Origin of the sequence: Streptomyces sp. NPDC048270, assembly GCF_040652335.1 — a bacterium.
In the GTDB taxonomy this organism is placed as follows: Bacteria; Actinomycetota; Actinomycetes; order Streptomycetales; family Streptomycetaceae; genus Streptomyces.
On sequence record NZ_JBEZLV010000023.1, the window covers coordinates 65,390 to 91,521 of the forward strand.

The 26,132-nt window shown below is 74.6% G+C and carries 25 protein-coding genes and 1 pseudogene; 13 read left to right on the top strand and 13 right to left on the bottom strand.

The annotated features are described in order from the left end of the window. Positions 1-217 precede the first annotated feature (217 nt). Positions 218-682 carry a DM13 domain-containing protein gene (locus AB0D66_RS21370; RefSeq protein ID WP_362305749.1) on the top strand — a complete coding sequence of 155 codons (465 nt, stop codon included), beginning with the start codon at positions 218-220 and terminating at the stop codon, positions 680-682. Positions 683-762: 80 nt separating this feature from the next. Continuing rightward, on the top strand, positions 763-1,998 hold the full coding sequence (locus tag AB0D66_RS21375) for a glycosyltransferase (protein WP_362305603.1): 1,236 nt from the start codon (positions 763-765) through the stop codon (positions 1,996-1,998). A gap of 128 nt (positions 1,999-2,126) precedes the next feature. On the opposite strand, the gene AB0D66_RS21380 is transcribed toward AB0D66_RS21375, so the two are convergent. Next, positions 2,127-2,675 carry a hypothetical protein gene (locus AB0D66_RS21380; protein WP_362305606.1) on the bottom strand — a complete coding sequence of 183 codons (549 nt, stop codon included), beginning with the start codon at positions 2,673-2,675 and terminating at the stop codon, positions 2,127-2,129. Positions 2,676-2,909: 234 nt separating this feature from the next. Here AB0D66_RS21380 and AB0D66_RS21385 point away from each other — a divergent pair, with 234 nt between their 5' ends. From AB0D66_RS21385 to thpR, 3 genes are read left to right on the top strand one after another with little or no spacing between them, the layout of a single operon-like run. Next, positions 2,910-4,274: a cytochrome P450 gene (locus AB0D66_RS21385; protein ID WP_362305608.1), complete on the top strand. Its 1,365-nt coding sequence runs from the start codon at positions 2,910-2,912 to the stop codon at positions 4,272-4,274. A 41-nt stretch (positions 4,275-4,315) separates the two neighbouring features. Next, the gene (locus tag AB0D66_RS21390) at positions 4,316-5,410 is read left to right on the top strand and encodes an amidohydrolase family protein (protein WP_362305611.1); all 1,095 of its coding nucleotides are present in this window, start codon (positions 4,316-4,318) and stop codon (positions 5,408-5,410) included. Between the two features lie 60 nt (positions 5,411-5,470). Then, positions 5,471-6,055: an RNA 2',3'-cyclic phosphodiesterase gene (gene thpR / locus AB0D66_RS21395; protein ID WP_362305614.1), complete on the top strand. Its 585-nt coding sequence runs from the start codon at positions 5,471-5,473 to the stop codon at positions 6,053-6,055. Positions 6,056-6,116: 61 nt separating this feature from the next. On the opposite strand, the gene AB0D66_RS21400 is transcribed toward thpR, so the two are convergent. From AB0D66_RS21400 to AB0D66_RS21425, 6 genes are all read right to left on the bottom strand, one after another. Beyond that, on the bottom strand, positions 6,117-6,638 hold the full coding sequence (locus AB0D66_RS21400) for a hypothetical protein (RefSeq protein WP_362305617.1): 522 nt from the start codon (positions 6,636-6,638) through the stop codon (positions 6,117-6,119). Positions 6,639-6,698: 60 nt separating this feature from the next. Beyond that, complete coding sequence (locus tag AB0D66_RS21405; RefSeq protein WP_362305620.1) at positions 6,699-7,634, bottom strand: arginase family protein; 936 nt, start codon at positions 7,632-7,634, stop codon at positions 6,699-6,701. 105 nt (positions 7,635-7,739) lie between these two features. Beyond that, positions 7,740-8,360, bottom strand: a complete 621-nt coding sequence (locus tag AB0D66_RS21410; RefSeq protein ID WP_362305623.1) for a nucleoside/nucleotide kinase family protein — start codon at positions 8,358-8,360, stop codon at positions 7,740-7,742. A 58-nt stretch (positions 8,361-8,418) separates the two neighbouring features. Further along, the gene (locus tag AB0D66_RS21415; RefSeq protein WP_362305627.1) at positions 8,419-9,858 is read right to left on the bottom strand and encodes an extracellular solute-binding protein; all 1,440 of its coding nucleotides are present in this window, start codon (positions 9,856-9,858) and stop codon (positions 8,419-8,421) included. Continuing rightward, positions 9,855-12,686 carry a VWA domain-containing protein gene (locus tag AB0D66_RS21420; protein WP_362305630.1) on the bottom strand — a complete coding sequence of 944 codons (2,832 nt, stop codon included), beginning with the start codon at positions 12,684-12,686 and terminating at the stop codon, positions 9,855-9,857. The genes AB0D66_RS21415 and AB0D66_RS21420 overlap by 4 nt, the downstream gene beginning before the upstream one ends. Positions 12,687-12,690: 4 nt before the next feature. Then, the gene (locus AB0D66_RS21425; RefSeq protein ID WP_362305633.1) at positions 12,691-13,056 is read right to left on the bottom strand and encodes a hypothetical protein; all 366 of its coding nucleotides are present in this window, start codon (positions 13,054-13,056) and stop codon (positions 12,691-12,693) included. A 319-nt stretch (positions 13,057-13,375) separates the two neighbouring features. Between AB0D66_RS21425 and AB0D66_RS21430 the strand changes: the two genes are divergently transcribed. Then, positions 13,376-13,588 carry a hypothetical protein gene (locus AB0D66_RS21430; RefSeq protein ID WP_362305636.1) on the top strand — a complete coding sequence of 71 codons (213 nt, stop codon included), beginning with the start codon at positions 13,376-13,378 and terminating at the stop codon, positions 13,586-13,588. A gap of 16 nt (positions 13,589-13,604) precedes the next feature. After that, positions 13,605-14,915: a cytochrome P450 gene (locus tag AB0D66_RS21435; RefSeq protein ID WP_362305639.1), complete on the top strand. Its 1,311-nt coding sequence runs from the start codon at positions 13,605-13,607 to the stop codon at positions 14,913-14,915. 31 nt (positions 14,916-14,946) lie between these two features. Here the strand turns inward: AB0D66_RS21435 and AB0D66_RS21440 are convergent, their stop codons facing one another. Beyond that, the gene (locus tag AB0D66_RS21440) at positions 14,947-15,984 is read right to left on the bottom strand and encodes an NAD-dependent epimerase/dehydratase family protein (protein ID WP_362305642.1); all 1,038 of its coding nucleotides are present in this window, start codon (positions 15,982-15,984) and stop codon (positions 14,947-14,949) included. A 139-nt stretch (positions 15,985-16,123) separates the two neighbouring features. Between AB0D66_RS21440 and AB0D66_RS21445 the strand changes: the two genes are divergently transcribed. Beyond that, complete coding sequence (locus AB0D66_RS21445; protein ID WP_362305645.1) at positions 16,124-16,837, top strand: response regulator transcription factor; 714 nt, start codon at positions 16,124-16,126, stop codon at positions 16,835-16,837. Positions 16,838-16,842: 5 nt separating this feature from the next. After that, entirely contained in the window at positions 16,843-18,003 is a 1,161-nt protein-coding gene (locus AB0D66_RS21450; RefSeq protein WP_362305648.1) for a HAMP domain-containing sensor histidine kinase, read from the top strand. Between the two features lie 36 nt (positions 18,004-18,039). Here AB0D66_RS21450 and AB0D66_RS21455 read toward each other — a convergent pair whose 3' ends face one another. From AB0D66_RS21455 to AB0D66_RS21465, 3 genes are all read right to left on the bottom strand, one after another. Then, the gene (locus AB0D66_RS21455) at positions 18,040-18,684 is read right to left on the bottom strand and encodes a dihydrofolate reductase family protein (protein ID WP_362305651.1); all 645 of its coding nucleotides are present in this window, start codon (positions 18,682-18,684) and stop codon (positions 18,040-18,042) included. A 57-nt stretch (positions 18,685-18,741) separates the two neighbouring features. Further along, positions 18,742-19,392: a M15 family metallopeptidase gene (locus tag AB0D66_RS21460; RefSeq protein WP_362305654.1), complete on the bottom strand. Its 651-nt coding sequence runs from the start codon at positions 19,390-19,392 to the stop codon at positions 18,742-18,744. 89 nt (positions 19,393-19,481) lie between these two features. Continuing rightward, complete coding sequence (locus AB0D66_RS21465; protein ID WP_362305657.1) at positions 19,482-19,787, bottom strand: acylphosphatase; 306 nt, start codon at positions 19,785-19,787, stop codon at positions 19,482-19,484. Between the two features lie 29 nt (positions 19,788-19,816). On the opposite strand from AB0D66_RS21465, the gene AB0D66_RS21470 reads away from it, so the two are divergent. Continuing rightward, positions 19,817-20,203, top strand: a complete 387-nt coding sequence (locus AB0D66_RS21470) for a VOC family protein (protein ID WP_362305660.1) — start codon at positions 19,817-19,819, stop codon at positions 20,201-20,203. Between the two features lie 67 nt (positions 20,204-20,270). Here AB0D66_RS21470 and AB0D66_RS21475 read toward each other — a convergent pair whose 3' ends face one another. After that, positions 20,271-21,770 carry a long-chain fatty acid--CoA ligase gene (locus AB0D66_RS21475; protein WP_362305663.1) on the bottom strand — a complete coding sequence of 500 codons (1,500 nt, stop codon included), beginning with the start codon at positions 21,768-21,770 and terminating at the stop codon, positions 20,271-20,273. Between the two features lie 240 nt (positions 21,771-22,010). Between AB0D66_RS21475 and AB0D66_RS21480 the strand changes: the two genes are divergently transcribed. Both AB0D66_RS21480 and AB0D66_RS21485 read left to right on the top strand, forming a co-directional pair. Continuing rightward, positions 22,011-22,718, top strand: a complete 708-nt coding sequence (locus AB0D66_RS21480) for a hypothetical protein (protein WP_362305666.1) — start codon at positions 22,011-22,013, stop codon at positions 22,716-22,718. Between the two features lie 57 nt (positions 22,719-22,775). Then, a complete protein-coding gene (locus AB0D66_RS21485) occupies positions 22,776-23,609 on the top strand; it encodes a dienelactone hydrolase family protein (protein ID WP_362305669.1) in 834 nt (277 codons plus the stop codon). 34 nt (positions 23,610-23,643) lie between these two features. Here the strand turns inward: AB0D66_RS21485 and AB0D66_RS21490 are convergent. Beyond that, positions 23,644-23,742: pseudogene (locus AB0D66_RS21490) on the bottom strand (carboxymuconolactone decarboxylase family protein); the annotation flags it as partial. Between the two features lie 62 nt (positions 23,743-23,804). Here AB0D66_RS21490 and AB0D66_RS21495 point away from each other — a divergent pair. Further along, a complete protein-coding gene (locus AB0D66_RS21495; protein WP_362305672.1) occupies positions 23,805-26,060 on the top strand; it encodes an FUSC family protein in 2,256 nt (751 codons plus the stop codon). The last annotated feature ends 72 nt before the right edge of the window (positions 26,061-26,132 follow it).

The following is a 26,132-nucleotide window of genomic DNA, read 5'->3' on the forward strand; positions in this document are numbered from 1 at the left end:
CGCGGCCCCTGCGCGCCGGGAGCGGCCCAAGAGCGCCGGGAGCACCGGGAGCGCCGGGAGCGCCGTAAGACTTTCGTCATCGGGAAAGGCCTGGTCCCGGCGGTGCGGGTGCCCTTGAATGCGGGGGAACGGTTCCGTGTGGAGAGGACAGGCAGTGGCAACGAAGAAGTGGGGCGGCCGGAGGCTCGCCGGGATCCTGGTCCTCGCGACGCTGGCGATGGGCGCCGGCCTGTACTGGTTCCAGCCGTGGAAGCTGTGGCAGGACGACACCGTCCGCGAGGCGCTCCCGGCGGCGGCGCCGGCCGGTCCCTCCCCCACCTCGGCGGCGCCGAGGACCGTGGCCGAGGGCACGTTCATCAGCCACGAGCACGCGACCACGGGCACCGTGAAGCTGATCCGGCTCCCCGACGGCTCCCACACCCTCCGGCTGGAGGACCTCGACACGAGCAACGGCCCCGACCTGCGCGTGTTGATCACCGACGCGCCGGTGAAGGAGGGCACCGCGGGGTGGCAGGTGTTCGACGACGGCAAGCACGTGAGCCTCGGCAAGCTCAAGGGCAACAAGGGCGACCAGAACTACGAGATCCCGGCCGCGCTGGACCTGGCCGAGTACTCCAGCGTCTCCGTCTGGTGCGACCGATTCGACGTCTCCTTCGGCGCGGCCGCCCTCAAGGCGGTCTGACCCGCCGCCCGCCCGGGGCGTGTTGCAGAATCACTGGCCGAGGCCGAAGGCCAGTACCTGCAGAAATGGGAGTCCCGGAAATGCGCGTGTTGTTGTCTACCTACGGGTCGCGTGGCGATGTCGAACCACTGGTGGGACTCGCGGTGCGGTTACGTGAACTCGGCGTCGACGTAAGGGTGTGCGCGCCGCCGGACGAGGAGTTCGCGAGGCTGCTGGCCGGCGCCGGGGTGGAACTGGTGCCGTTCGGGCCGTCGGTGCGGGCGCTGGTGACCGGGGCGGCGGCTCCGCCGGCGGGGGGCGCGCCGCAGCGTGCGGCCGAGCTGGTCGCCGCGCACTTCGGCACGATCGCCGCCGCGGCCGAGGGCTGTGACGTGGTGGTGGCGTCCGGCCTGATACCCGCCGGTGTGCGGTCGGTGGCCGAGAAGCTGGGCATCCGCTACGTGTACGCCTGCTTCCACCCCTTCGAACTGCCGTCGCCGCACTACCGGCCGTCGCTGCGGCCCGGCCGGCCGTCGCCGCCGGAGGTGACCGACAACCGGGCGCTGTGGGACCTGGACGCCGAGCGCGTGAACGCGCTGTACGCGGAGCCGCTCAACTCCCACCGGGCGTCGATCGGCCTGCCGCCGGTGGACGATGTCCGCGACCACGTCTTCACCGCCCGGCCGTGGCTGGCGGCGGACCCGGTCCTGGGCCCGTGGCAGGCGATGACCGATCTCGACGTCGTCCAGACCGGCGCGTGGATCCTGCCGGACGAGCGCCCGCTGCCGGCCAAGCTGGCGGCGTTCCTGGACTCGGGTCCGGCGCCGGTGTACGTGGGCTTCGGCAGTATGCCGATGCGCACGTCTCCGGACATCGCCCGGGTGGCCGTCGAAGCGGTCCGCGCACAGGGCCGGCGCGTACTCGTCGGGCGCGGCTGGGCGGAGCTGGCCCTCACCGACGGCCGGGACGACTGCTTCGCCGTGGGCGAGGTCAACCAGCAGGCGCTGTTCGGCCGGGTGGCCGCCGTGGTGCACCACGGCGGCGCGGGCACGACGACGACGGCCGCCCGGGCGGGCGCGCCCCAGGTGCTGGTGCCCCAGATCGTGGACCAGCCGTACTGGGCCCGCCGGGTGGCCGAGCTGGGCATCGGGGCGGCACACGACGGTCCGACTCCGACCGTCGCGTCCCTGTCGGCCGCGCTCAGGACCGCGCTGGCCCCCGAGACCCGCGCCCGGGCCGGGGCCGTGGCCGCCTCGATCCGCACCGACGGGACGACGGTGGCCGCGAACCTCCTGCTCGACGCGGTCCGCCGGGACAGCTCGCCCGTCTCGGCCTGAGACCCGCGTCGCGGCGTACCGGGGCGGGCCCGCACGGGCCTGCCCCGGTGTGCCGGCGGCGCCGGTGTGCCCGTGCCGCCGGGGTGCCCGTGCGCCGGGTGCCCGTGCCGCGCCGGTGTGCCGGCGGGCTATTTGGGCGGGCGGGTGGTGCCGGGCCGGCAGGTCACCGCCGGGTTGTACGTCTCGAAGGCGCCCAGGGGGTTCTTCTTCCACAGCCACAGGTGCAGCGCGTAGTGCACCGGCTGGCCGGGGAAGTGGCCGCGCTGCGGTCCCTCGAAGGCTCTGCCGAACAGGCTGGGCCGGTCGTCGTCCGTCGCCGGGTTCTGGTCCCGGTCGTAGACCAGCCACTGGACCCCCACCAGGCGCTTGCCGCCGCGCCCGTCGTCCTCGTAGAACAGCGCGGCGGGCTTCGCCGGGTCGACGGAGTTGTCCAGCGTGTGGTTGAAGTTTGGGTAGCCGAGCGCCCCCGGGCCCTCCTTGTTGACGACGCAGTACTTGTCCGGCACGTAGCCCGCCTTCACCGCGTTGGCGTGGTGCTGGAACCTGGCGGTCGCCTCGTACGTGATCGCGCGGGCGGCCGCGCCCTTGCCGGCGTCGGCTCCCGCCGCCGGAGCGGCGGCGAGCGCCAGGGTCAGCGAGGCGGCGATCGTGAGGACCGGGGTGAGGCTTCGGGCCATGTTCGGACTCCTTGGGACGGGCTGGCGTCACCAGCAGCCTGTCCCGCCTGCCTGCTGCCCGCCACACCGTGCGACAGGTCGGCTGACCGCCGCCCGGGTGACGGCGGGCCGTGGCGGACAGCCCCCGGCGGGCCGCGAACGGCTCACCCCATCGAGCCAACGGTGGTTTCGCGTCCGACTCCCACAGGGAACCCGTGTGTCCGCAGAAGTCGAGTGGCACGGAGGGTGCGGAACATGACGCAGGACCACGCGGCACCGGACGACCACGGTGCGCTGCACGACCTCGTGTCGGCCGTGTCCAGGGGCGCGCCCGAGTACCGGGCGTGCCCCCATCCCGTCTACGCCGCACTGCGCGAGCAGGCCCCGGTGTGCCGGCTGACGCCCGCGCACGGGGTCGACACCTATCTCATCACCCGCTACGAGGACGCCCGGGACGCCCTGTCGGACCCGCGTTTCAGCAAGGACATGCGCGGGGCGATCGACACCTACCACGCCGTGTACGGCAGCTTCTTCGACGCGCTCGACGACAACGTCCTGAACTCGGACCCGCCCCGGCACACGCGGCTGCGCCGGGTCCTGCGCAGCGGCTTCACCCCCCGGCGGGTGGAGGAGATGAGGCCGAAGGTCACCGCGATCGCCGAGGGCCTCCTCGCCGCGTGCGGCAAGACCGAGGCGGTCGACCTGATGTCGTCGTTCGCCTTCCCGCTGCCCATCGCGGTCCTGTGCGACCTCATGGGGATCCCCGAGGGGGACCGCCCCGAGATCCTCTCCCACTTCGCGGTGGTGTCGCGCGCCCGGTTCGACCCCCGGATGGGGGCGGAGCTGCAGGCCGCCGAGGAGTGGCTGCGGGACCGGCTGGCCCGGCTCATCGCGCACACCCGCGCGCATCCCTCGGATTCGTTCCTCAGCGACCTGATCCGTGCGGAGGAGGAGCTGGACGATGCCGAACTGATCTCGTCGCTGTGGGTCCTCTTCTTCGCCGGCCACAAGACGACCGCGTTCCAGATCGGGAACTCGGTGCTGAACCTGCTGCTCCGTCCGGAGCAGTTGCGAAAGCTCCGCAAGGACCCGCTCCTGATTCCGCGGGCGGTGGAGGAGCTCCTCCGGTTCGAGGGATCCGTGGAGTCGTCGACCTTCCGGTACGCGACGCAGGACGCGGAGGTCCGGGGAACGGTGATCCCCAAGGGCTCCCTCGTCCAGATCGCCATCACCTCGGCCAACCGCGATCCCGGGAAGTTCGACTCGCCCGACGTCCTGGACGTGACGCGCGAGGGGCTCCAGAGCACGCACCTGGGCTTCGGCCACGGGACGCACTACTGCCTGGGCGCGCCCCTGGCGCGGCTCGAACTCGAGATCGCCCTCGCCTGCCTGCTGCGGGAGTTCCCGGAGATGGAACTCGCGGACGCGGAGGCGGGCAAGGGGGCCTGGCTCAAGGGCCCGATGCCGGCGTTCCGGGGGCTCCAGGAACTGCGGCTCGTCCTGGAGCCGTCCCGGCCGGCCGGCCCGCCCGCGGGACCCCTGGACTCCGCGACCTCCCTGTCCTGCGTGTCCCCCGCGGCCCCGGTGACGCCTGCGGCCTCCACGACTTCCGGAAACTGACCGACCAGCTGACCCAGCCCCCGACGGACGGTGGATTTGGCATGACGGATTCCGCGAGCACTTCCAGGCTAGGCCTCCTCGGACCCCCGACCGACGAGCCGCTGATCTCCGCCGTGGACACCGAGGAGGTCGTCGGCACCGCGCGGGACTCGTCCGCCCCGGGCACGACGGACGTACACGCGGCGACCTCGAAGATCGACATGCACCACCACTACTGCGCGCCGGAATGGCGCGAATGGGCCGCGCGGCACGGGCTGGTCAAGCCCGAGAAGCTGCCCCCGTGGTCACGGCTCGACACCGAGGCCGCGATCGGCTTCATGGACCGGGCGGGCATCTCCACGGCCGTCCTCAAACCCATGCTGCCGGCGCGCTACCGCTCCACGGCGCAGCTGCGCGAGGCGATCAACATCACGCTGCAGTCGATGCTCGAGGTGGCCAGTTCGCACCCGGGACGGTTCTCGTTCTACGTGCCGCTCTTCCTCGACGACCCCGACGCGTCCTCCTGGGCCGTACGCCGCGGGCTGGGGCAGCTCGGGGCCGTCGGCGTGAACGTGACGGCCAACTACGGGGGCGTCTACCTCGGCGATCCCACGTACGACCGGGTTTTCCACGAGCTGAACGAGCATGCCGCCGTGGTCGACACCCACCCGCACAACCTCCCGGACGGCGCGCCCGGCGCGGTGACGGTTCCCGGCATCCCGAACTTCATGTGCGACTTCCTGCTGGACACCACGCGGGCCGCCGTGAACATGATCGTCCACCGGACGCTCGACCGCTTCCCGAACATCTCGGTCATCCTCCCCCACGCTGGCGGCTTCGTCCCGTACATCGCGGGGCGTCTGGAGGCGCTCGGAGGCTTCTGCGACCCGCCCCTCGAACCCGCCGCGGTCCGCGACCACCTGCGCCGCTTCTACTACGACACCGCGGGGCCCATGGCCGGCGCCGCCACGCTCCTGGAGCACGTGCCCGCCGACCACATCCTCTTCGGCACCGACTGGCCCGCCGCCCCCGCGGACACCGTTCTGAAGCTGGCGTTCCCGGCTCTGGACGCGGACCCCGCCTTCACCGCGGACCAGCTGCGGGGCATCTACCACGACAACGCCCTGCGCCTGATCCCGCAGCTGGCGAGCGTCTGACGGGGCGGCCGCACGCCCGGAAGATGACTGGACCGTGCTTCGCACGGTACGAAGTCCTCTGTGAACGCACCGATCCAGTCCTCGACCGTCCGGATATTCATCGCCCTCGCCCCGCCCGACGACGCGAAGGAGGAGCTGGCGAGGGAGCTGTGCCCCGCCTACGAGGCGTACCCGCGCATGCGGTGGAACCGCATCGAGGACTGGCACATCACCCTGGCGTTCCTCGGCGAGCTCCCGGTCGAGACCGTTCCGCTGCTGCGGCCGCCGCTCGCGGCCCTCGCCGCGGGGCACCGGCCCGTACGGCTGGCGCTGCACGGCGGCGGGCACTTCGACGACCGGGTGCTGTGGAGCGGGATCGGCGGGGACCTCGAAGGCCTGCACTCGCTCGCGGCCGAGGTGCGGGCCGTGGTCAGGGAGTGCGGTGTGCCCTTCGAGGACCGGCCGTTGCGCCCGCACCTGACGCTGGCCCGGTCCCGCCGGAACGCACCGTCCTGCGCGGTGGAGGCGGCCGAGGCGCTGGACTCCTTCACCGGGCGGCTCTGGCTGGCCGAGCGCCTGCACCTGGTCGGCAGCAACATCGGCCGCGGGCCGGGGCCGATCCACTACCGCGACATCGAAGCGTGGGGCTTCGGCGGCGGGAGCTGAGGCCTTGCCGGTGTCGTGTCCCGCACCGGCAAGGCCCTCGATCCGGTTGCGGCCGGACGGTCTAGAGCGCGCTCTTCGAGGCGCTGGAGACGACGCACTCCTTGTACTCGCTGCCGTCGCCCTTGCCGGTGTACGGCGTCTTCGCCTCGGCCTGCTGGGAGGCGCCCGCGCTGACGGTGAGCGCTGCGACCCTGGCCTGGGCGGGGGTCGCCGTCGAGGTGGAGTCCCCGCGGAACTTCATGGTGATGTTGTAGGTGTAGCCGACGGAACCGCTGTTGGTGACGGTGATGCGGGCGACCAGGTTCTTGCGCGTGTCGTCCAGCTTGCAGCTGTCGATCCTGATGTCGCGCTCGGCCTTGTTGCTGCTGGTACCGCCCGTGACGGAGCCGCCGCTCGAACTGCCGCTGGTGCTGGTGCTGTCGCTGTCGTGGTTGCCTCCGGTGCTGCCCCCGCCGGAGCTGCTGGAGCTCGAACCGGAACTGCTGCTGCCGCCGCAGCTGGCGCCGTGGGAGCCGCGGGCTCCGGTAAGTGCGAACACGGCGATACCGAAGACGGCGACTGCGCGGACATGGCGAAGCTTCACGTTCAACCCCGTTGGAATGTCAGTAACTGAGACGGCCCGCCTTGACGGGCACACGTCACCCTAACAGCGAACTTGCCCAGCCCCGTCCCCGCTTGTGCCGTCCCCGCCGGTGCGCGTCCGCGCCGCCAGCGCTCGGCGCAGGCAGGCGGTCAGCCGTGCCGCGATGGTCCCTCCGGCGTCGAGGCGGGGGTTGAAGATGGTGACGTCGAAACCGACGGCCCGTTCGCCGGCCAGGGCCGTGGCCAGCACGTTCTCCAGTTCCCCCCACGACAGGCCGCCGTGGAGCCGGTAGTCGACGGCGGGCATGACCGCGTCGTCCAGGACGTCGGCGTCGAGGTGGACCCAGTAGCCGGCGCTCCCGTCGTGCGTGAGCCGGCCGACCGCCGTGCGCGCGGCGGCCGCCGCGCCGGCCGCGCGCACGGCGTCGAGGCCGATCGCGTGGAGCCGCGGCGGCAGCGGCTGCATCCCGGCCGCGTCGGACTCGGCGGAGTCCCGGAAGCCGAAGGCGACGGCGTCCTCGTCGCGGAGCAGGGGGCCGAGGCCTTCGAGGTCGGTGAGCAGCCGGGGTCCGCGGCCCGTGGCCAGGGCCAGTTCCATCGAGGCCGCCTCACCGGTCGGCTCCGCCGAGGGCTGGTAGAAGTCGGTGTGGCCGTCGAGGAACAGCAGGCCGTAGCGGCCGCGGCGGCGCAGGGCCAGCAGGTTGCCGAGCAGGATGCTGCAGTCGCCGCCGAGGACCAGCGGGAAGCGGCCGTCGTCGAGGACGGCGCCGACGGCGTCGGCGAGCCGGACCGAGTACGACGCGATCCCGACGGGGTTGAGGACCCCGGTCGCCGGGTCCCGCCGGGGGTCGTACTCCGGTGCTTCCACCCGGCCGGCGCGCACCAGCCCGGGGTGGTCGAGGAGACCGGCGTCGAGCAGGGCGTCCGGGAGGTCCTGGACGCCGGACGGGCGCAGCCCGAGTACGGAGGGTGCTTCGATGACCGCGATCCCTTGCACGACCCAGCCCCTTCGCCGCCGGCCGAGGGCCCCCGCACAGACCCATGGTCCCGCACGGCGGCCGCCCGCGGCGAGCCGGGAGCCGTGCGGCGGCCGCGGGGCGGGTCAGCCGGCGTCGAGGACGAGGTCGGCGCGGTGGCGGCCGGCGGCGACGAGGCGGGCGTTCGGTTCGTCCGAGCGGGCCACCCAGCCGCGTGCGTGCGCCGGGTCCTTGCCGTGGCGCACGTGCCGGTCGACCAGGCGCCGGACGCGCAGGTCCTCGTCGGGGGCGAGGTACCAGGCCTCGTCCAGCAGGGGCCGTACGGACGCCCACTGTCCCGCGTCGTGCAGCAGGTAGTTCCCCTCGGTGATCACCAGCGGTACGGCCGGGCCGACGGGGACGCTGCCCGCGATCGGTTCCTCGAGGGAGCGGTCGAAGGCGGGTGCGTACACCGTGCCGGCTTCGGATCCGCGCAGGCGGCGCAGCAGGCAGACGTACCCGGCGGCGTCGAAGGTCTCCGGGGCGCCCTTGCGGTCGGCCAGCCCCAGGCGGACCAGCTCGGCCTGGGCGAGGTGGAACCCGTCCATCGGGACGACCACGGCCGTCCGCGGCCCGAGCGCTTCGGCCAGCCGGGCGGCCAGGGTCGACTTCCCGGCCCCGGGCGGCCCGGCGATGCCGAGGATCCGCCGGCTGCCCGCGGCGGCCAGCGCGGCCGCCCTCCCCACCAGTTCCGTCGTCGTGTGCACCCGCCCATCCTGCCCGTCCCGGCCGAGCGGCACGCGCGGGCGGGTGCCGGGGTCCTCGTCAGGTGTGGGGCAGCGCGCTCTTCAGCTTCGCGTGCAGGTCCTGCGCCAGTCGCGCCGCCGAGGGGGGTTTGTCGGTGTAGAGGCGGCGCAGTTCGGTGGTGAAGGTCTGGGTGAACGCTCCGTACAGGGGCGTGCGGGGGCGCTGGACGGCGTTCTGCAGGGCGGGCAGCAGGATGTCGCGCGCGTACGTGGGGCGGCCCTGCTCGTCGCGCGGCATGCGGTCGGTGCTCTCCGCGTTCGGGGTGGCCGGAGCGGGGGGCTTGGCCACCCGGCACGCCGGCCCTTCGTGGTAGGCGGACAGCCGGGTGGCCGCGAACCCCGCGTCGAGCAGGCAGCGTTCGCTCTCCCGGCCGGTGAGGAACCGGATCAGCTCCTGGGCCGCGGAGGCCCGCCTCGATCCCTCGGTCACGGCCAGGTTCTGGCCGCCCAGGACCGCTCTGCCGGGCAGCGGGGCCACCCCGAGCTGCTCGCCGGTCAGGGTCTGGTGCAGGGTGCCGTAGGCGTACGGCCAGTGGCGCAGGAAGGCGGTCCGGCCGTCGGCGAAGTCGCCGAGGGATTCGGACTCGTCGGAGCGGCCCGCGTCGCCGAGCGTGTACGGGGCCTGGGTCCGGTCGCGCAGCTCCTCGATCCCCGACTCCAGGTCCTGCTCGGAACCGGTGTACCGGCCGGCGCCGTCGGTGAGGGCCTGCCCCTCGACGGCGGAGGCGAACGCCTCGATGCCGTTGACGGTGAGGCCCTCGTACGGAGCGAGCTGGGTGGTCCACCCCTTCTCGTAGCCGTCCGCCGCACTGCGGCCGGCCTCCCCCACGGTGCCCATCAGCCGCTGGACCGTGGCCCAGTCGGTGCCCTTGCCCAGCTCGGTGTCGGTGACGCCCGCCTTCTTCAGGTAGTCGCGGCGGTAGAAGAGCAGCCCCACGTCGCTGTTGAACGGAACGGCGTACACCTTCCCGTCCCAGCGGGCGGTGGCGGCGACGGACGGGATGACGTCCGCGTCCAGCAGGTCGTCGGAAAGCGGCCGGACCAGGCCGGCGTCGGCGAACTCCGGTACCCAGGTCACGTCGAGGTTGACCACGTCGTACTCCGCGCTGCCGGACTGGAGCGCGCCCAGCAGCTGGCTGCGCTGCTGGTCCGCCGAGCCCGGGAGTTCGACGAGCCGGGCCCGGGAGGCGGAGCCCTTCTCCTCCTGCTGCCGGTTCCACTGCTCGATCAGCTTCTGCCGGATGCCGCCCTTGCCGGTGACGTCCCGTCCGCTGGCCACGACGATGTCGCCCTCCGCGACGCCCGTGTCAGCCGACTGGCCGGCGGTCTCGGAGCCGCCGTCGCCGCTCCCGCTGCACCCGCCCAGCGTGAGGGACGCCATGAGGACGGCCGCGAGGAGCGGGGCCAGGGCCCGTGGTCGCCGGCCGGGCCTGCCGCGCCGTCTGCTGCCGCGGGTCATCCCTCGTCTCCCGTTCCCGCTCGGGCGACCTCGTCGCGCAGTCCCGCGACCAGATCGGTCCCGGTGTCCAGGCAGCGGCCGCCGCTCGCCTCGGAGAGGACGGCGTCCGGCTTGCCCTTGTCGCAGCCGCCGCTGTCCAACGAGGCCATGACCACCGGGACCTTCTTGTCCCGCGCGTAGGCGCGCAGGCCCTCGAGCCGTCCGCCCTCGGTCAGCCGGTTGTTGTCCTCGTCGTCGGTGATGTAGACGATCAGCTGCGGGCGGTCGTCGTCGGCGCCGCGCCGGGCCATGTCGTCCAGGGCCGCGGTGAGGGCCCGGTACGGATCCGCCTCCACGTCCTTGACCTGGGCGCGCTGGTCGAGGGCGCGTTCGGCTTCCTCGCGCCGGTACCGGCCGAAGGGCAGCAGCTCCTGGTGCGCGAGCGGGGCGCCGGGCGCGGCCGCGACCGCCCAGACGCCGTACTCGTCCTGGTCGCCCAGGCCGCCGAGCGCCTGTTTGACGATGCCGGGGGCGCCGCCGGGCCCCGTCCACAGGTCGCCCATCGAGCCGGAGCTGTCGAGCAGGAACAGCACCCGTCCGGGCCCGTTGGCATCCCGGTACTCCTTCAGGGCCCCGGCCATCGAGGCCAGGCGGGCGGGGGCGGCGAGGGCGCCGGGGCTGCCGACCGCGCCGAAGTCGCTGAAGGTGAGGTCGGCGGCGAGGGGCCGGTGCCCGCCCGCGGCGTGGCGGAACCCGTCCTTGCCGAACTCGACGAGCCCGCCCCGGACCTGCTCCCCGCCCGTCTCCTCGCCGGCGCCGGTCAGCCAGGCGCGGTACCGGTCGACCGCGTCCTGCCGCGCGGCCTTGTCGCGGTCGGCCTCCTGCCAGCGCACCCGCACGAACGTGGGGTCCAGTCCCGGCGCGTCGTCGGGATAGGCGGCCAGCCGCCGGGCGCGCGTCGTGCTGTCGCAGTCGACGCCGGACTTCAGCAGGAACTCCGGCACGAGGGCGGCGGTGCGGTCGTCGACGGAGTCGTCGTCGGGCAGGGCGCACAGCAGGGTCCCGCCGGTGGGCGACGGCGGGCCGGGCTGTGCGACGCGCCCTTCGGCGGCGGCCGCGCCCGTCGCTCCGGCGCCGTACAGGCCGATGGTCGCGACCAGGCCCGAGTCCGTGTGCTCCGGGTCCGGGCGGCGTACCTCCGCCTTCGGATCGCGCGCCCGCAGTCCGTCCATCAGCGCGGTGAGCCCGCCGGTCCGGTCGGCGACCGCTTCCGCCGCGATCTGCTGCGGCACGGCGAGCACGAGCGGCGAGTAGGCGAACGGGGCCGGGTCGACCAGGAGTTCCGCGTAGCTGCGCTGGTCCTGGGGCGGGCGGGCGCGGGCGGCGCTCGCCGAGGTCGCGGGGATCCAGACGTCCGGCTGGGGGCCGATGTCGCGCTGCGGATTGACCGCCTCGGAGGTGGGCCGCTGCCAGGGGTCGGACTGGTCGTGGAAGGCGGCGACCACGTCCGCGGCGCCCGCGCTGTACACGGTGATCCCGCTGCGCCGGCAGCCGTCGCCGGTCCGGTTCTCCCCCGACACCAGGTACACCTCGGTCGCCTTGCGCACGGTGGACTCGATCTCGGGGTCGGTCAGCAGCCGCAGTTCCAGCGGCGGCCTGCACGGCTCCCCGTCGCCGAGGAGGCCGGCGACCAGGAAGTACCCGGCGGGGACGAGCCCCGCGAGCACGGTCAGCACCCCGGCGGTGACCGCGACCGCACGGGTCCTGCCGGTCCGGCGCCGACGGGCGGTCCGGCGCGGATCGTCGGCCGGGAGCGGGCGGCGGGCGCGGGGCAGGGGCCACGGCGACCGCCGGGGCCGCGGGGGCCGTGGGGGCCGTGGGGGCCGTGGGGGCGGGTCCGTCGCGTCCGGCGCGCGGCCTGGGCTCTGCGGGGTACGGTCGGGGGCCCGGCCCGGCGTGTCCGGCATGCCCGTCACTGATGCCACCGGGGGCACCGCCGTAGCCGCTGCCGCCCCGCCCACCGCTGCCACCGACGTCACCGCTGCCCCATCAGGCGCCGCTGCCCCATCAGCCGCCGCTGTCACGGCTCCCGCGGCGAGCAGCACGTCCGTGCCGGAACCGGCCGGACGGCTCTGCGGCTCCCAGGGCTCCGCGGGTTCGCGCAGCGTCGTGTGGTGCGCGGACATGTGGGCCCGCAGCCGCTCCGCGAGCCCCTTGAAGCCCACGGGAGCGCCGTCCCCGCCGGCCCGGAGGCCGCGTATCAGCTCGGCGGTGAAGGGGGTCGCCGTGGCGTCGTCGCCCGCGTCGATCCGGTTGTTGGCCTGCACGCTCATCAGCAGCGAGATCCGGTGCCGCTGCGCGGTGTCGAGTGCGTCCCAGGCCGCCGACGCGTTGCCCGCGTAGCAGCAGTCCAGTACGACGACCACGTGCTCCGCCCTGGTCCGGGTCAGCACGGTCAGGACGCTCTTCCAGGGAACGGCACCCCGGAACACCGATTCCGTCCCCGCGACGATCGTCGCAGCCCGCATCAGGAGCCACAGCTCGTCACCGGTGCTGGGCACGGCCCCGTGCCCGGAGAAGTAGAGCAGGAGCAGGCCCTCGGCCTCGTCGACGGCACCGTCCAGGCGCCGGTCGAACTCGTCGACGTTGCGCGGCCGCACGACGCCGATCTCCTGCTCGGCGAACACTCCGCCCGTACGCAGGGCGGCCGCGAGGCCGACGAGGTTGTGCTCGACCGCCTCCAGGTCGCCGGGCACGCCGAAGGGATGGCGGGGCTGCGTGAACTCGTACGCGGGCACGCCGACGAGCAGCGCCCGGTTCACCCTCCCGCGCGGATCGAAGCGCGCCACCGGACTACCTCGCGTCGCCGTCCGGGACGACCTCGACCTCCGGCGGTTCGCCCGCCTCCACGGAGCGACGGTTCTGCCGCCAGGCCCGTACCCCGCTCTTGGCCTGCTCGTACACATCGTCGAAGATCTTGGGGCCGACGATGGCGGCCAGGACCAGCCCGATCTCCAGCCCCGCGCCCATCGGGCTGCCGGGGCGCTCCTCGCCCCCGGCACGCTCCGTGATCTCCAAGTCGCCGCTGTTCCTCAGCGCCTCCAGCCTGTGTTCCCGTTCCAGCCACGCCTTCAGCGCATGGACATCGCTCGCGCCCGCGCCCTGCCCCAGGCGTACGCGGATCACCCACTTCTTCGCCGAACCCTCCCCGTCGTTCATAACTCAGCATCATCGCATGTGAGTTGGGGGCGCGGGGAGACATCGGACCGGCTCGGGTCCACGCCCGCGCGCACCGGGGCCGCCGTCGCGCCCGTCCTCCGGATCCGGCCGGGGCCGCCTTCGCGGCGACGGCGGCGGACCGGGCGGCGCGGATCGCCCGCGCCGGGTAGCTCGCGCCCCGACCCCGGCCCACGGGGCCCTCGGCCCCGCGGCAGTGCCCGGGCCGCCCGTGCATGGCGGGGACGAGGGCGGGCAGGCGCCGCAGGACAGCCCGGCCGGCGGGACCGTCGGCACCGGACCGCGACGGAGGAGAACGGCCATGGACGAGCAGGGCGGCGCGGGCGGAATCCCGCGGCACGAGGAGCACGAGCAGGCCGAGGCCCGGAAGCGCACCCAGCGCTCCGACCGCCACGGCGAGGAGAAGAAGACCCCGGCGGCCGACACGGACGAGGCGAGCCGTCTCGACCGGCCGCAGCAGCCCGAGAAGCCGGACGGGAAGGGGACGCGCTGGGTGAGCCCCCGCGACCGGTGACCGAGAGGCGCAGACCATGTCCGCTCTGCTCACCGACAGCACCTTGTCCCTGCTCGCCCACGGCTACGCGTGGGCCCCGGACCTGCGGCGGGCCCATGAGGGGGCGCCCCTGGTCCGCGCCCACCTGTTCGGCCGTCCCGCGGCGCTGCTGCACGGACCGGAGGCCGTCGCCTTCTTCTACGCGGAGGGCGGCGTCCAGCGCCACGGGGCCCTGCCCGCTCCGGTGGTCGACGTCCTCTTCGGCAAGGGCGCGGTGCACACCCTGGACGGGCCGCCGCACCGGGTCCGCAAGGAGCTGTTCACCTCGATGCTCATGTCACCGAGCGCCGTCGGCGACCTGACCGAGGGCGTCGGGAGCGCCTGGGACGAGGCCGTGGCGGCCTGGGAGGGCCGCCGTGTGGTCCTCTTCGACGAGGTGGCCACCGTCCTGACCGAGGCGATCTGCGACTGGGTGGGTGTGCCGGTCCCCGAGGACGCGGCCCGGGAGATCGCCGAGGACTGCGTGGCCATGGTCGACGGCTTCGCGAGCGCCGGACCCCGGCACCTGCGGGCCCGCCGGGCCCGGCGCCGCCAGGAGCAGGCCCTCGCGGCCGCCGTGGCCGACCTCCGCGGAACCGGACCGCACCCGGACGGCATCTTCTCCCCGGCCCTGCACGCCTCGGTGGCCGGGAGCCCGCTGGAGGCCGTCGCGTACCACCGCGGCCCGGACGGCACCCTGCTCGATCCGCACACGGCGGCCGTCGAGCTCCTGAACGTGATCCGGCCCGCGGTCGCCATCGCCTGGCCCGCCGTCTTCGCCGCGCACGCCCTCCACCGCCATCCCGGCCGGCGCGACCAGCTGCGCGCCGAAGGTCCCGGCTCCGCACCCGCCCGGGCGTTCGCCCACGAGGTCCGCCGCTTCTACCCGTTCGTGCCGTTCATCGGCGCCGTGGCCGGACGCGACCTCACCTTCGCCGGTGACGAGCTCACGGCCGGTACCCTCCTGCTCCTCGACGTGTACGGGCACCACCACGACCCGGAGCTGTGGGAGCGGCCCTACCACTTCGACCCCGGCCGGTTCCTCGGCCGGGAGCCGGGCCGCGACGACCTCATCCCGCAGGGCGGCGGCGACGCGCGCACCGGCCACCGCTGCCCCGGGGAGGACATCACCGTCTCCGTGCTCGCCGCGCTCGCGCCGGCCCTGGCCGCGCTGGACTTCGCCGTACCGCCGCAGGACCTGTCCATTCCGCTGAACCTGATTCCGACCCGGCCCCGCAGCGGCTTCGTCATCGAAGGCGCGCACCGGCCCGGCAGCCACCGCCCCCTCAGGCTCCAGCCCCAGCACTGAGCGCCGGGGCGTACGACCGCGGTGCCGCCGGTCAGGCGGCCAGGGGCACGGTGTCCATCCCCGCGCCCTCGCGCAGGCCCGCCAGGAACTCCTCCAAGGCCTCCACCGCCGTGTACTCCGGGCGCCAGGCCAGCTCCGTACGGGCCCGGGAGGAGTCCATCAGGGGCAGCCGCAGGACGGCGTCGAACAGGTCCGGTGACGCGGGCGCGAGGTGCAGCCGCCAGGCGGCGGCGAGGGCGGCCCGGACCGGGGCGCTCGACAGGGGGAAGCGGCGGGCGTGCAGGATGCCCGCCAGGACCTCGGTGTCCAGGGGCGGGTCGGCCGCCAGGTTGAAGGCGCCCCGTACCGGACGGGTCACGGCCGCCAGGTAGGCGGCGGCCGCGTCGTCGGTGTGCAGGGCCTGGAAGGCCAGTCCGGGCAGGTCGGGGACGGCGGGGATGAGCCCGGGCCGGATGAGCCGTCCGGGCAGGAGCCTGCCGGCGAAGATCCGCCGCTGCTCGGAGGCCGAGGTCCGCTTGAAGAGGAACGCGGGGCGCATGCGGACCACCCTGATGTCCGGGTGCGCCTGCTCGAAGGTGTCGAGGACGCGTTCGAGGTAGGCCTTCTCGCGGGTGTACGCGGCCTGCGGCCAGCCGTGGGTGGGCCAGGACTCGTCGACGGCTCGGTCCTTGGGGCCGGGTGAGTAGGCGCCGACGGAGGAGGCGTGGACCAGGGCGGGCACCCCGGCCCGTGCCGCGGCCTCGAAGACGCGCACGCTGCCGAGGACGTTGGTCAGCCAGGTCTGCGCAGGGTGGTGGGTCGGCTGGAACCGCCAGGCGAGGTGGACCACCGCGTCGGCTCCGGTGAACAGCGGCACGAGGTCCGGGCCGTCCGGCTCGATGTCCGCGGCGGCCCAGGCCGTCTTGGCGGGCCGCCACCCGGGCACCCGGCGCGCCAGGCCGAGGACGGACGTGACGGCCGCGGTGTCCGCGCAGGCCTGGACCACGCTGGTGCCGACGTTTCCGGTGGCACCGACCACCACGACCCGCAGGCCGCCGTCACCGGGTTCCATGGGGAGGGGGCGAGTCATCGCGTGGGCTCCCTTGCTCTCTGCGGAGTCACTCGTACGACGCGCCTAACCCGCATCCGGGCGGGGCAAACCTCGCCGCCCACCCGGAGCGGCCGGCCGCACGGGCCCCGCTCGGGGAACGGCGTGCGAGGCTGGCCGCATGCAGCCTGAACCACCGCGTCGGATCCTTCTCGTCGATGACGACCCGACGGTCACCGAAGTCGTCACCGGCTATCTGGAGCGCGCCGGGTTCCTCGTCGACACCGTGGCGGACGGACGGGAGGCGCTGGCCCGCGCCGCCGCCGGCCGGCCCGATCTCGTCGTGCTGGACCTGATGCTCCCGGGCCTGGACGGCATCGAGGTGTGCCGCTCCCTGCGCCGGGAGGAGCCGGCGCCCGCCGTGATCATGCTGACGGCCCGCGGCGAGGAGGAAGACCGCGTACTGGGTCTGGAAGTCGGCGCCGACGACTACGTCACCAAGCCCTTCAGCCCGCGCGAACTCGTCCTGAGGGTGCGGTCCGTGCTGCGCCGCCGGGCCGCCGCGGTCGAGCCCGCGGCCGGAGCCCTCCTGCGCGCCGCGGACCTGGTGGTCGACGCGGCAGGGCGCCGGGCCCTCAAGGGCGGCCGGGAACTCGCGCTCACCCTGCGCGAGTTCGACCTGCTCGTGCACTTCCTGCGCAATCCGGGGCAGGCCGTGAGCCGGGAGCAGCTCCTGCACGCGGTGTGGGGCTGGGAGTTCGGCGACCTGTCGACCGTGACCGTCCACGCGCGACGGCTCCGTACGAAGATCGAGGACGATCCGGCGGACCCCCGGCTCATCCAGACCGTGTGGGGTGTCGGCTACCGCTTCGACGCCTCCGCGCAGAAGGGCTGACCGCGATGCGGGAGCAGGACATGGTGCTCATCGCCTCCTACGCCCTGGGCGGCGCGGCGGCGGCCGGTGCGCTCGGAGCCGCCCTGCTGCGTGCGGTACGGCACCGCTCGACGGCGGTTTCGCTGGCCGTGGTCGCGGCCGTCCCCGTGTCGGCGATGCTCGCCGGAACCCTCGCCGTCGCGTGGGCGATGTTCCTGTCGCGGCACGACCTGGCCGTCGTCACCACGGTCCTCGCGACGGCGGCCGTCGTCTCCTTCGCGGTGACGCTCGTACTGGGCCGCTGGGTGGTCGCCCGCAGTGCGGCTCTGACCCGGGCGGCGCGCTCCTTCGGCGAAGGCGGCTTCTTCGCCGCCCCGCGGGAGGCCGGGACCGCGGAGCTGGCGGCACTGAGCGCCGAACTGGCCGCCACCAGCGCCACGTTGCACGCATCCCGCGAGCGCGAGCGGGCGCTGGAGGCCTCGCGGCGGGAGCTCGTCGCGTGGATCTCGCACGACCTGCGGACTCCGCTGGCCGGTGTCCGGGCGATGGTGGAAGCCCTCGAGGACGGCGTGGCCACCGACCCCGAGCGGTACTTCCGCCAGATCCGCGCGGAGGCGGAGCGGCTGGACACCATGGTCGGCGAACTCTTCGAACTCTCCCGCATCCATGCGGGCACGCTGTCGCTGGCGCCGACCCGGATCTCGACGTACGACCTGGTGGGCGACGCGCTCGCCGGTGTCGAGGCACTCGCGCGGCAGCGCGGTGTCCGGCTCGTCGGCGAGCGGGTCGCGTCGGTGCCGGTCGAGGTCGACGGCAGGGAGATGACGCGCGTCCTGTCCAACCTGCTCACCAACGCGCTGCACCGGACGCCGGCCGACGGCACGGTCGCCATCGCCGCGGAGAGCGGGGAGGACGGCACGGTGGTGCTCTCGGTGACCGACGGCTGCGGCGGCATCCGCGAACAGGACCTCCCCCGGGTCTTCGACACCGGCTGGCGCGGCACCGAGTCCCGCACGCCCCCTGGCGGGGCAGGGCTCGGCCTGGCGATCGTCCGGGGCATCGTCGAGGCCCACGCGGGGCGCGCCGGCGTGCGCAACGTGGCCGGCGGCTGCCGCTTCGAGGTGACGCTGCCCAGGGCGGGCAGCGCCCCGGCGGCGCCGGCCGGGGCTGCCGCCGGCGGCGCGTGAGCCGGGCCGGGGGCGCCGGGAGGGTCCTCGGGCCGGTCACTTCCGCCAGAACAGGTGGTGCGTCACGCCGCTGGGGCTGGGCACGATCTCGAGGTGGAAGCGGTCGAGCAGTTCCTCGGGGGACTCCCACAGGCGCGAGCCGGATCCGATCCGCACCTGTGAGACCGCGACGTGCAGGGTGTCGACGAGGTCGGCGTCGAGGAACTCCCGGATGGTGGCGGCCCCGCCGCCGAGGCGGACGTCCTTGCCCCGCGCCGCCTCCTTCGCCTGTTCGAGGACCTCGGCCGGGTCGCCGTCGACGAAGTGGAACGTGGTGTCGGAGAGCGTGAACGAGGGACGCGTGTGGTGGGTCAGGACGAACACCGGGGTGTGGAACGGGGGCTCCCCACCCCACCACCCGCGCCAGTCGAGGTCCTGCCAGGGACCGCGCTGGGGCCCGAACTTGTTGCGGCCCATGATCTCCGCGCCGATGTGGTGTGCGAAGTCGCGCGTGAAGTAGTCGTCGAGGCCGCGGCTGCCCCCGGGGTCGGTGCGGTGGGGCCAGCTCGCCGTGGCACCCGCCCAGGCGAACATGGTCCCGGGATCGGCGTCGCCGAACGGCCGCTCGAGGCTCTGGTGCTCACCGGCACCGAAGCCGTCGCTCGACACGTTGAAGTTCTGGACCCTCAGCAGCTGCTCCACGCGTTTCCTCCTGCGTCGTCCTCCGCGTGCGGCCGGTCCGCGCGCGGGTGCGGCGGTTCAGCCACCGGTCGCCGAGAAGTGCTGGTAGTCGGGGTTGGACCAGTCGCCGCCCCAGTGCCAGCCCACGTCCTCGAAGGCCCGGGAGACGACGTCGCCGGGGCGGATCATGCCCGGGGCGGGCGGGTCGCGCCGCAGATGCCGGCGCCCGGCGGCCGGATGGGGGGTGCCGCCGCGGTCCACGTACGGGTTCTCCACCGGGTTGACGTCCACGGCGTCCCCGTAGGCGTGCCGCGAGAGGCGGCCGGCGTCGCCGGTGACCTGCCGGCAGTTGAAGGCGGAGGTGTTGTCGTCGGCCATCGAACGCTCGTCGTCACCGCCGTAGGCCGCCGCCGGCCGCATCCGGCGGATGGGGAACTTCGCCTCGAAGGCCTCTGCGAAGACCTTCAGGAGCGGCTGGACCGCCCGCTCGTGGACGACGAGCTCACCCCGGTGGACCTTGCCGTCGAAGCCCCAGTGGTTCATCCGGATCAGCCGCAGCCGGTCGGGCCCGACCGGGCAGCCGGGCCGGTAGGTGGCGCCCAGCGCGGCCGCCGGCACCCCCGTCACCTCGGCCGCCAGCCCGGTGTGGGCCTGCACCCTGCCCGCGGGCGGGGGCGGTGGCAGGGACGAGGGGGCGGCCGTGCAGCCGAGGGTGGCGGTGCACAGCACGACGACCGCCGCTCCGGCGGTGGAGGCGAGCCGCGCGGCGCCGCGGCAGGGGGCCTGCCGGGCCGCTCCGCACGCCCCGCGGGCCGGGCTCAGGCCGCGTCCCGGGGAGTGGGGCGCACCTCGAAGCCGCGCAGTTCCTCCGGCGCGCTCTCCTCGCGGGCCTCGACGGCGTGGACCTCGACGGCGCGGACCTCGGCCGCCGGGGGGCCCGTACGCGCCCACCGCACCATGGCCTCGACGGCGCCCTCGCCGCCGTCGAACAGCGCCTCCACATCACCGTCGGGCAGGTTCCGCACCCAGCCGGACACGCCCTGTGCGAGCGCCTCACGGCGGCAGGTGTCCCGGAAGAACACCCCTTGCACGGCGCCCGACACGATCACGCGCTTGCGTACCATGCTCCGACCATAAGGCGAGGCTGGGAGTCATGGTGCACGTACTGAGCGGCAGGACCCTGCTGACCCCGACGGACCCCGAGCGCTCGCGCGCCTTCTACGGGGACACGCTCGGGCTGGCCGTCTACCGCGAGTTCGGGACCGGCCCCGAGCGCGGGACGGTCTACTTCCTCGGCGGCGGGTTCCTCGAGGTGTCGGGGCGCGCCGAGGAGCCGCCCGGGCCGGGGATGCGGCTGTGGCTCCAGGTGGCGGACGTGGCGGCGGCGTACGAGGAACTGCGCGGCCGGGGCGCCGAGGTGCTGCGGCCCCCTCGGCGCGAGCCGTGGGGCCTGATCGAGATGTGGATCGCGGACCCCGACGGCGTGCGCATCGCCGTCGTGGAGGTGCCCGCGGACCACCCGCTGCGCTTCCGCCCCTGAGCGCCGGACGGGCTTGCTCCGTTCGGGTGACAAGCCGCGGGGGGAGGGAGCCTGCTGCCGCCCCGCGTCAGTCCTCGAGCGTGATCTCCCGCTTGAGGATCTTGCCGGTGGGCCCCTTCGGCAGGGCCGGTACCAGCTGGACGATCCTGGGGTACTTGTACGGGGCCACGCGGGCCTTCACGAACGCGCGGAGTTCGTCCGCGGTGACCTCGGCGCCCGGCTTCAGCGTGACGACGGCGGCGACCTCCTCGCCGTGCACCTCGTGCGGAACTCCCAAGACGGCGGCCTCTGCTACGGCCGGGTGCTCGTAGAAGACCTCTTCGATCTCGCGCGGGTAGACGTTGTACCCGCCGCGGATGACGAGGTCCTTCTTGCGGTCGACGATGAAGTAGAAGCCGTCCTCGTCGCGCCGCGCCAGGTCGCCGGTGCGGAACCAGCCGTCGGCGAACGCGGCCGCGTCGGCCTCCGGTCGGTTCCAGTAGCCGGGCATGACGTTCGGGCCCTGCACCGCGATCTCGCCGACCTCGCCCTCGGCGACCTCCTTGCCCTCGTCGTCGACCAGGCGCACCCGCACGCCGGCGATCGGGGTGCCGATCGAGCCGGGCTTGCGGGGGCCGTCGAGGGTTCCGAACGTGACCACCGGGGCGGTCTCGGACAGGCCGTACCCCTCGACGACCGGGCATCCGAACGCCGACTCGAACCGGTGCAGAACCTCCACCGGCATCGCCGAGCCGCCGGTCACGCTCAGCCGCAGTCCGCCCCCGCCCGTCAGGCCGGTCGAGCCGGCCGCGTCGGCGGCGGCGAGCAGGCCCAGGAACATGGTGGGCACGCCCTCCATCACCGTGACCCGGTCGCGGGAGAGGATCTCGAGCGCCTTCGCGGCGTCGAAGCGCGGCAGCAGGGTGACGCGGGCTCCGGTCAGGACCGCCGCGTTCAGCCCGCAGGTCTGGCCGAAGACGTGGAAGAACGGCAGGCCCCCGAAGACCGTGTCCGAAGCCGTCAGGTCCAGTACGCGTGCCACGGTGGCCGTGTTGCTGCCCAGGTTTCCGTGGGTGAGCCGGGCGCCCTTGGGGCGGCCGGTGGTGCCGGAGGTGTAGAGCAGCACGGCGAGGTCGTCGGTGTCCCGGTCCACGACCTCGTTGCGCGGCTCGGCGGCGGCCAGGGCGGCGCCGAACTCCTCGGCGGTCACGTCGACGCAGTCGATGCCCAGCTCCGCCGCCGCGGGGCCGGCCTCGGCCCGCGCCGGTCCCCAGGCCAGGATCAGCCGGGCCCCGCAGTCGCCGGCGCTGTAGCGGATCTCGGCGGACTTCAGCAGCGGGTTCATCGGGACGGCGACCGCGCCGGCCCGCAGGACTCCGTAGTAGGCGACCGCGAAGTGCGGGATGTTGGGCAGCAGGATCGCCACGCGGTCGCCCGGCCCCACGCCCTGGGCGGCCAGCCAGCCGGCCACGCGGGCGCTGCGCTCGTCCAGCGACCGGTAGTCGAGTGCCAGGCCGTCCAACTGGATCGCCGTGCTGCCGGGGTTCGCCGCGGCGGTGCGGGCCAGGTTGAGGGCGAGGTTGGTCATGGTGACCTCTTTCTTTCTGCTGGTGCGGTCCACAGGTCGGCTCCGGTCGCCGCGGTGCCGGCCCGCCGTCGGCGGCCCCGCCCTGCTCAGCGGCCAGGTTATCGGTCAAGCATCCGATGTCCGCGGCGCACCGGACCAAGGGGGTTGCGGGTGGCCGGGGCAGGTCGGGGCAGGTCGGCCGGTTGGCCGTGGCGTGTGTGACCATGGCTCGTCGTCACATCCGCGCCTCATGGGGGGACCATGCGCACCCGCACCACCACTGCCTCGACCGGCCTCGTCGCCGCGCTCGCGGCGCTGCTCGTCCTGGCCGGCTGCACCGCACCGGCGGGAAGCCCCGGCGGGGCCGTGAGCTCCGGGCCGTCGGTGCCCGCGCCGGCCGGTGGTTCCGGGTTCGAGGGGCCTCGGCCGCAGGACCAGAACCTGCTGGCGTGGACCGGCGACCCCAACGACGCGGGGCACGTGACCGCGCAGACCTCCGCGGGCGTCGGGGGTCGGATCACCCTGGTGCGGATCGTCCTGCGCGAGGAGATCACCTGGTCGAACATCTGGCTGGGCCTGGCGGGCCTGGACCCGAACGCGCAGCTCGCCAACTGCCAGCTCGGCGTGTACGACGCCAAGGGGTCCCTGGTCGCGGCCACCCCGGACATCTCGCCCCAGCTGATGACCGACGCCATCGCCAAGCCGTTCCCCCTCGCCAAGCCGTTCGCCGCCGCGCCCGGCACCTACTTCATCGCCCTCCTGCTCAACGGAAGTTGGGCCACCAACGCCCTCACCCTGAAGTCGACCGGCGCGGGCATCTCCGTCAACGCCGGTCTGACACCGCCCAATCTGCGCTACAGCACCGTCCTGACCGGTCAGACCTCGCTGCCGGCGAGCGTCAACCTGGCCGAGCAGTCGACCAGCACCATCAACACCGGCTGGGCCAGCCAGTGGTACGCGATCTCCTGAGCCCGCGGTGTAACTTGCCGGTGGACCGGAGGAGTCGAGGCAGGAGGGAGCGAGCCCGTGGCGGACCACGACCTGGCCGGCTTCACCGAGGACGCGTTCACCCACGACGGCGCCTCGCGCCGCGTACTGCGCCGGGGGACGGGTCCCGCGGTGATCGTCATGGCGGAGATCCCGGGCATCACCCCCAAGGTCGTCGAGTTCGCCGAACGCGTGGCGGAGGCCGGCTGTACGGCCGTGCTGCCGGTGCTCTTCGGCACGCCCGGCCGTGACGCGCATCCCGCGGCCCGGGGCTGGCCGAGCACCGGGCGCTACATGGCCTCGTCCCTGTGGCGGGTCTGCGTGAGCCGGGAGTTCACCCTGCTGGCCACGGGGCGCAGTTCGCGGGTCGTGCGGTGGCTGCGCGCGCTGGCGGCCGCGGAGCACGAGCGCTGCGGGGGCCCCGGGGTCGGCGCCGTCGGGATGTGCCTGACCGGCGGGTTCGCCCTGGCCATGGCCACGGACGAGCGGCTGCTCGCCCCGGTCCTGGCGCAGCCCTCGCTGCCGCTGGCGTGGACCGCGAGCCGGGCCGGCCGCGTAGACATCAGCCCCGGGGACCTCGCGGTGGTCCGGGCGCGCTGCGAGCGCGAGGGCCTGCAGGTCCTGGGGCTGCGGTTCCGGGGGGACCGGCTGGTGCCCGCGGAGCGGTTCGCCCACCTGCGGCGGGAACTGGGCGAGGCCTTCGTCGCCGTCGAGCTCGACGACGGCGCGGCGAACCCCGCCGGCGTCTTCGCCCCGCACTCCGTCCTGACCGAGCACCTGGTCGACGAGCCGGGACAGCCCACCCGGCACGCGCTGGACACGGTCCTCGACCTGTTCCGCACCCGGCTGCTGGGCGAACCGCCCCGGGTCTAGGCAGCCGCCGGCACGATCCGAAGGAGACGGCCTGGCCGAACTGACCGGGCTGGTGGTCGCCGGCGGGCTGCCGGACGCTGACGTTCAACCGGTTGCAGGCGTTGACCAGGGCGGTCAGGGACGTCACGGCAGCGGCGAGTCCGCGACCACCCCTCGCCGCGTGCCGGGCGGCCGGGACCGGGGGATGCTGGTTGCATGGCTGGCGTCCCCGGGTTTCGGCTGCCCGCCGCCTACCGGGCGGCGGCCCGGCGGTCGGCGCGGGTCACGGTGGCGGCCGGCGCCGCCTTCTACCTGTTCCTGTACGGCTTCGGCCTGCCCGACGCCGCGACCTACGCGGTGTTCGCGGCCGTGGCCATGGCGGGCCTTTCCCGCATCCCCGGTACCGGCCGCCAGCGCGCCGCCGTCGTCCTGCGGCTGCTGCCCGTCTGCTGGGTGCTGATCACGATCGGCACCTATCTGGCCGTACGGACCTGGAGCGCGGTCGTGGGCATGCTGCTGGTCGGGTTCGCGCTGGCCTTCGCCGCCGTGGGCGGGCCGCGCCCGGCAGGGGCCGCGCCGGGACTGCAGCTGATGTACATCCTGCCGTCCTTCCCGCCGTACGACCCCGGTTCGCTCGGCGAGCGCCTGGCGGGCGCGACGACGGGCCTGGCGTTCCTGGTCCTCGCCGAGGCGTTCCTGCTGCCCGATCCGCCGACCGTCCCGTACCGGGAGCTGGCCGCGCGGGCCGCCGACAGCGCGCGCGCTTGCGCCGACGAGCTGACCCGGGGGAACTTCACGCTGTCCGAGGCGGCGGCGCGGGCGGCGCTGGCGGCGGGTACCGGCCTGCGGGCCTCGCTGGTCCCGGAGGCCGAGCGGCCGGCCGGCGCGAGCGTACGGGACCGGGCGCTGTCCCAGACCGGGCTGTCCCTGCGCACCCTGCTGAGCAGGCTGTCGCTGCTGCCGCCGGTCCCCGGCGGGCCGGATCCGAGCCGGGCGGGGCTGGACGCGCTGCGCGCGGTACGGGACGCGGCGGAGGAGACGGCCGGGCGCCTGCGCGGCCGGGCGCCCGCCGGGGACGCGCACGCCGAGCTGCTGCGGGCCCGCTCGGCCCTGGCCGCGGGTCCGGAGGCCGGCGCTTCCCCGGCGGTGCTGCGGCGGCACGCGGCGGTGCTGGAGGCGGCGGACGCCGCGCTGGCCATGTCGACGGCCGCGTGGATCGCCGTACGGGGCCGGGCGGGCGCGGAACGGGCCGCGCCGGGGCGGTTCTGGTACGCGCGGATGCCGGCCCCGCTGCTGTGGTGGCGGCGGCTGGAGGGCCATGCCGGCGGGCGGTCGGTGTTCTTCCAGAACGCGGTCCGGATCAGTCTGGCGCTGGCCGCGGCCCGGGTGATCGCGGGGGTGGACTCCCTGCCGCACGGGTTCTGGGTGCTGCTGGCCACCCTGACGCTGACCCGGACGACCGTGCGGGAGACCAGGTCGACGGTACGGGTGGCGCTGACCGGAACCCTGATCGGCGCCCTGGTGGTGGCCGGGCTGCTGGCGCTGGTGGGCACGGACATCGCGGTGTACGCGGCGGCGCTGCCGCCGCTGATGCTGGTCGCCTTCACGCTGGGGCCGGTCAAGGGGGTGGGCTGGGCCCAAGCGCTGTTCACGCTGGTGGTCGCGCTGGTGTTCGCCCAGCTGGCACCGGCGACCTGGCAGCTGGCCGAGTTCCGGTTGCTGGACGTGCTGACCGGCAGCGCGATCGGCGCCGTGTTCGGGCTGCTCGCCTGGCCCCGGGGCGCCCAGGACGAGCTGCGGCGCTCGGTGGCGGTGCTGCTGCGGGGCGCGGCGGAGACCGTGGTGGCCGTGACGGCCCAGCTCGCGGCGGGCGGAATGCGGGAGCCCGCGCCCTCCGCCGCGCCGGGGCACCGGTCGCTGCAGCACGCGCTGATCATGGCGGAGTCCGCGTACGCGCAGTTCCAGAGCGAGCCGAAGGAGTCGGCGGCGCCGGCTCCCGGGCAGGACCGGCAGGACCGGCAGGACCGGCAGGACCGGCAGGACCGGCAGGACCGGCAGGACCGGCAGGACCGGCAGGACCGGCAGGACCGGCAGGACTGGCAGGCGACGCTGATGGCCGGCCACCACACGCTGTGGGGCGCGGACCGGCTGCTGGTGCCGGCCGAGCGGGTCGACGTACCGCCCCTGGCGCGGGATCCGGCGAGGGCGGTGACCCGGCTCGGAGACCGGGTGGCCGGGCGGATGCTGCTGGTCTCGGCGCGCCTGGACCCGAGCGGCGACACCCCGGAGGAGCCGGTGCCGCTGCGGGATCCGGATTTCGACGGGTTCTCGGCGGAGCCGCCGGGCGCGCCGACGTCGTACTACGCGGCCGTGGAGTGGCTGGACTCCCTGATGACGGACCTGGAGCGCATCACCGGACAGTCTGGTGGCGGGCGGGCCGGATCCGGCGGGCTGCCCGCGGAACGCACCTGATGCGGTCCGGTGGCGGGAGGGTGCGGGCCGCTGGGCCGGGCCGCCGGCGGGTGTGCGGCGGCCCGGCCCCGG

Excerpts from the sequence above, each read along its gene's own strand:
- AB0D66_RS21475 (WP_362305663.1), bottom strand. The coding sequence starts at position 21,770 with ATGACCAACCTCGCCCTCAACCTGGCCCGCACCGCCGCGGCGAACCCC.
- AB0D66_RS21390 (WP_362305611.1), top strand. The coding sequence starts at position 4,316 with ATGACGGATTCCGCGAGCACTTCCAGGCTAGGCCTCCTCGGACCCCCG.
- AB0D66_RS21440 (WP_362305642.1), bottom strand. The coding sequence starts at position 15,984 with ATGACTCGCCCCCTCCCCATGGAACCCGGTGACGGCGGCCTGCGGGTC.
- AB0D66_RS21415 (WP_362305627.1), bottom strand. The coding sequence starts at position 9,858 with ATGACCCGCGGCAGCAGACGGCGCGGCAGGCCCGGCCGGCGACCACGG.
- AB0D66_RS21480 (WP_362305666.1), top strand. The coding sequence starts at position 22,011 with ATGCGCACCCGCACCACCACTGCCTCGACCGGCCTCGTCGCCGCGCTC.
- AB0D66_RS21430 (WP_362305636.1), top strand. The coding sequence starts at position 13,376 with ATGGACGAGCAGGGCGGCGCGGGCGGAATCCCGCGGCACGAGGAGCAC.
- AB0D66_RS21465 (WP_362305657.1), bottom strand. The coding sequence starts at position 19,787 with ATGGTACGCAAGCGCGTGATCGTGTCGGGCGCCGTGCAAGGGGTGTTC.
- AB0D66_RS21495 (WP_362305672.1), top strand. The coding sequence starts at position 23,805 with ATGGCTGGCGTCCCCGGGTTTCGGCTGCCCGCCGCCTACCGGGCGGCG.
- AB0D66_RS21370 (WP_362305749.1), top strand. The coding sequence starts at position 218 with ATGGGCGCCGGCCTGTACTGGTTCCAGCCGTGGAAGCTGTGGCAGGAC.
- AB0D66_RS21470 (WP_362305660.1), top strand. The coding sequence starts at position 19,817 with ATGGTGCACGTACTGAGCGGCAGGACCCTGCTGACCCCGACGGACCCC.
- AB0D66_RS21425 (WP_362305633.1), bottom strand. The coding sequence starts at position 13,056 with ATGAACGACGGGGAGGGTTCGGCGAAGAAGTGGGTGATCCGCGTACGC.
- AB0D66_RS21385 (WP_362305608.1), top strand. The coding sequence starts at position 2,910 with ATGACGCAGGACCACGCGGCACCGGACGACCACGGTGCGCTGCACGAC.
- AB0D66_RS21375 (WP_362305603.1), top strand. The coding sequence starts at position 763 with ATGCGCGTGTTGTTGTCTACCTACGGGTCGCGTGGCGATGTCGAACCA.
- AB0D66_RS21435 (WP_362305639.1), top strand. The coding sequence starts at position 13,605 with ATGTCCGCTCTGCTCACCGACAGCACCTTGTCCCTGCTCGCCCACGGC.
- AB0D66_RS21450 (WP_362305648.1), top strand. The coding sequence starts at position 16,843 with ATGCGGGAGCAGGACATGGTGCTCATCGCCTCCTACGCCCTGGGCGGC.
- AB0D66_RS21445 (WP_362305645.1), top strand. The coding sequence starts at position 16,124 with ATGCAGCCTGAACCACCGCGTCGGATCCTTCTCGTCGATGACGACCCG.
- AB0D66_RS21380 (WP_362305606.1), bottom strand. The coding sequence starts at position 2,675 with ATGGCCCGAAGCCTCACCCCGGTCCTCACGATCGCCGCCTCGCTGACC.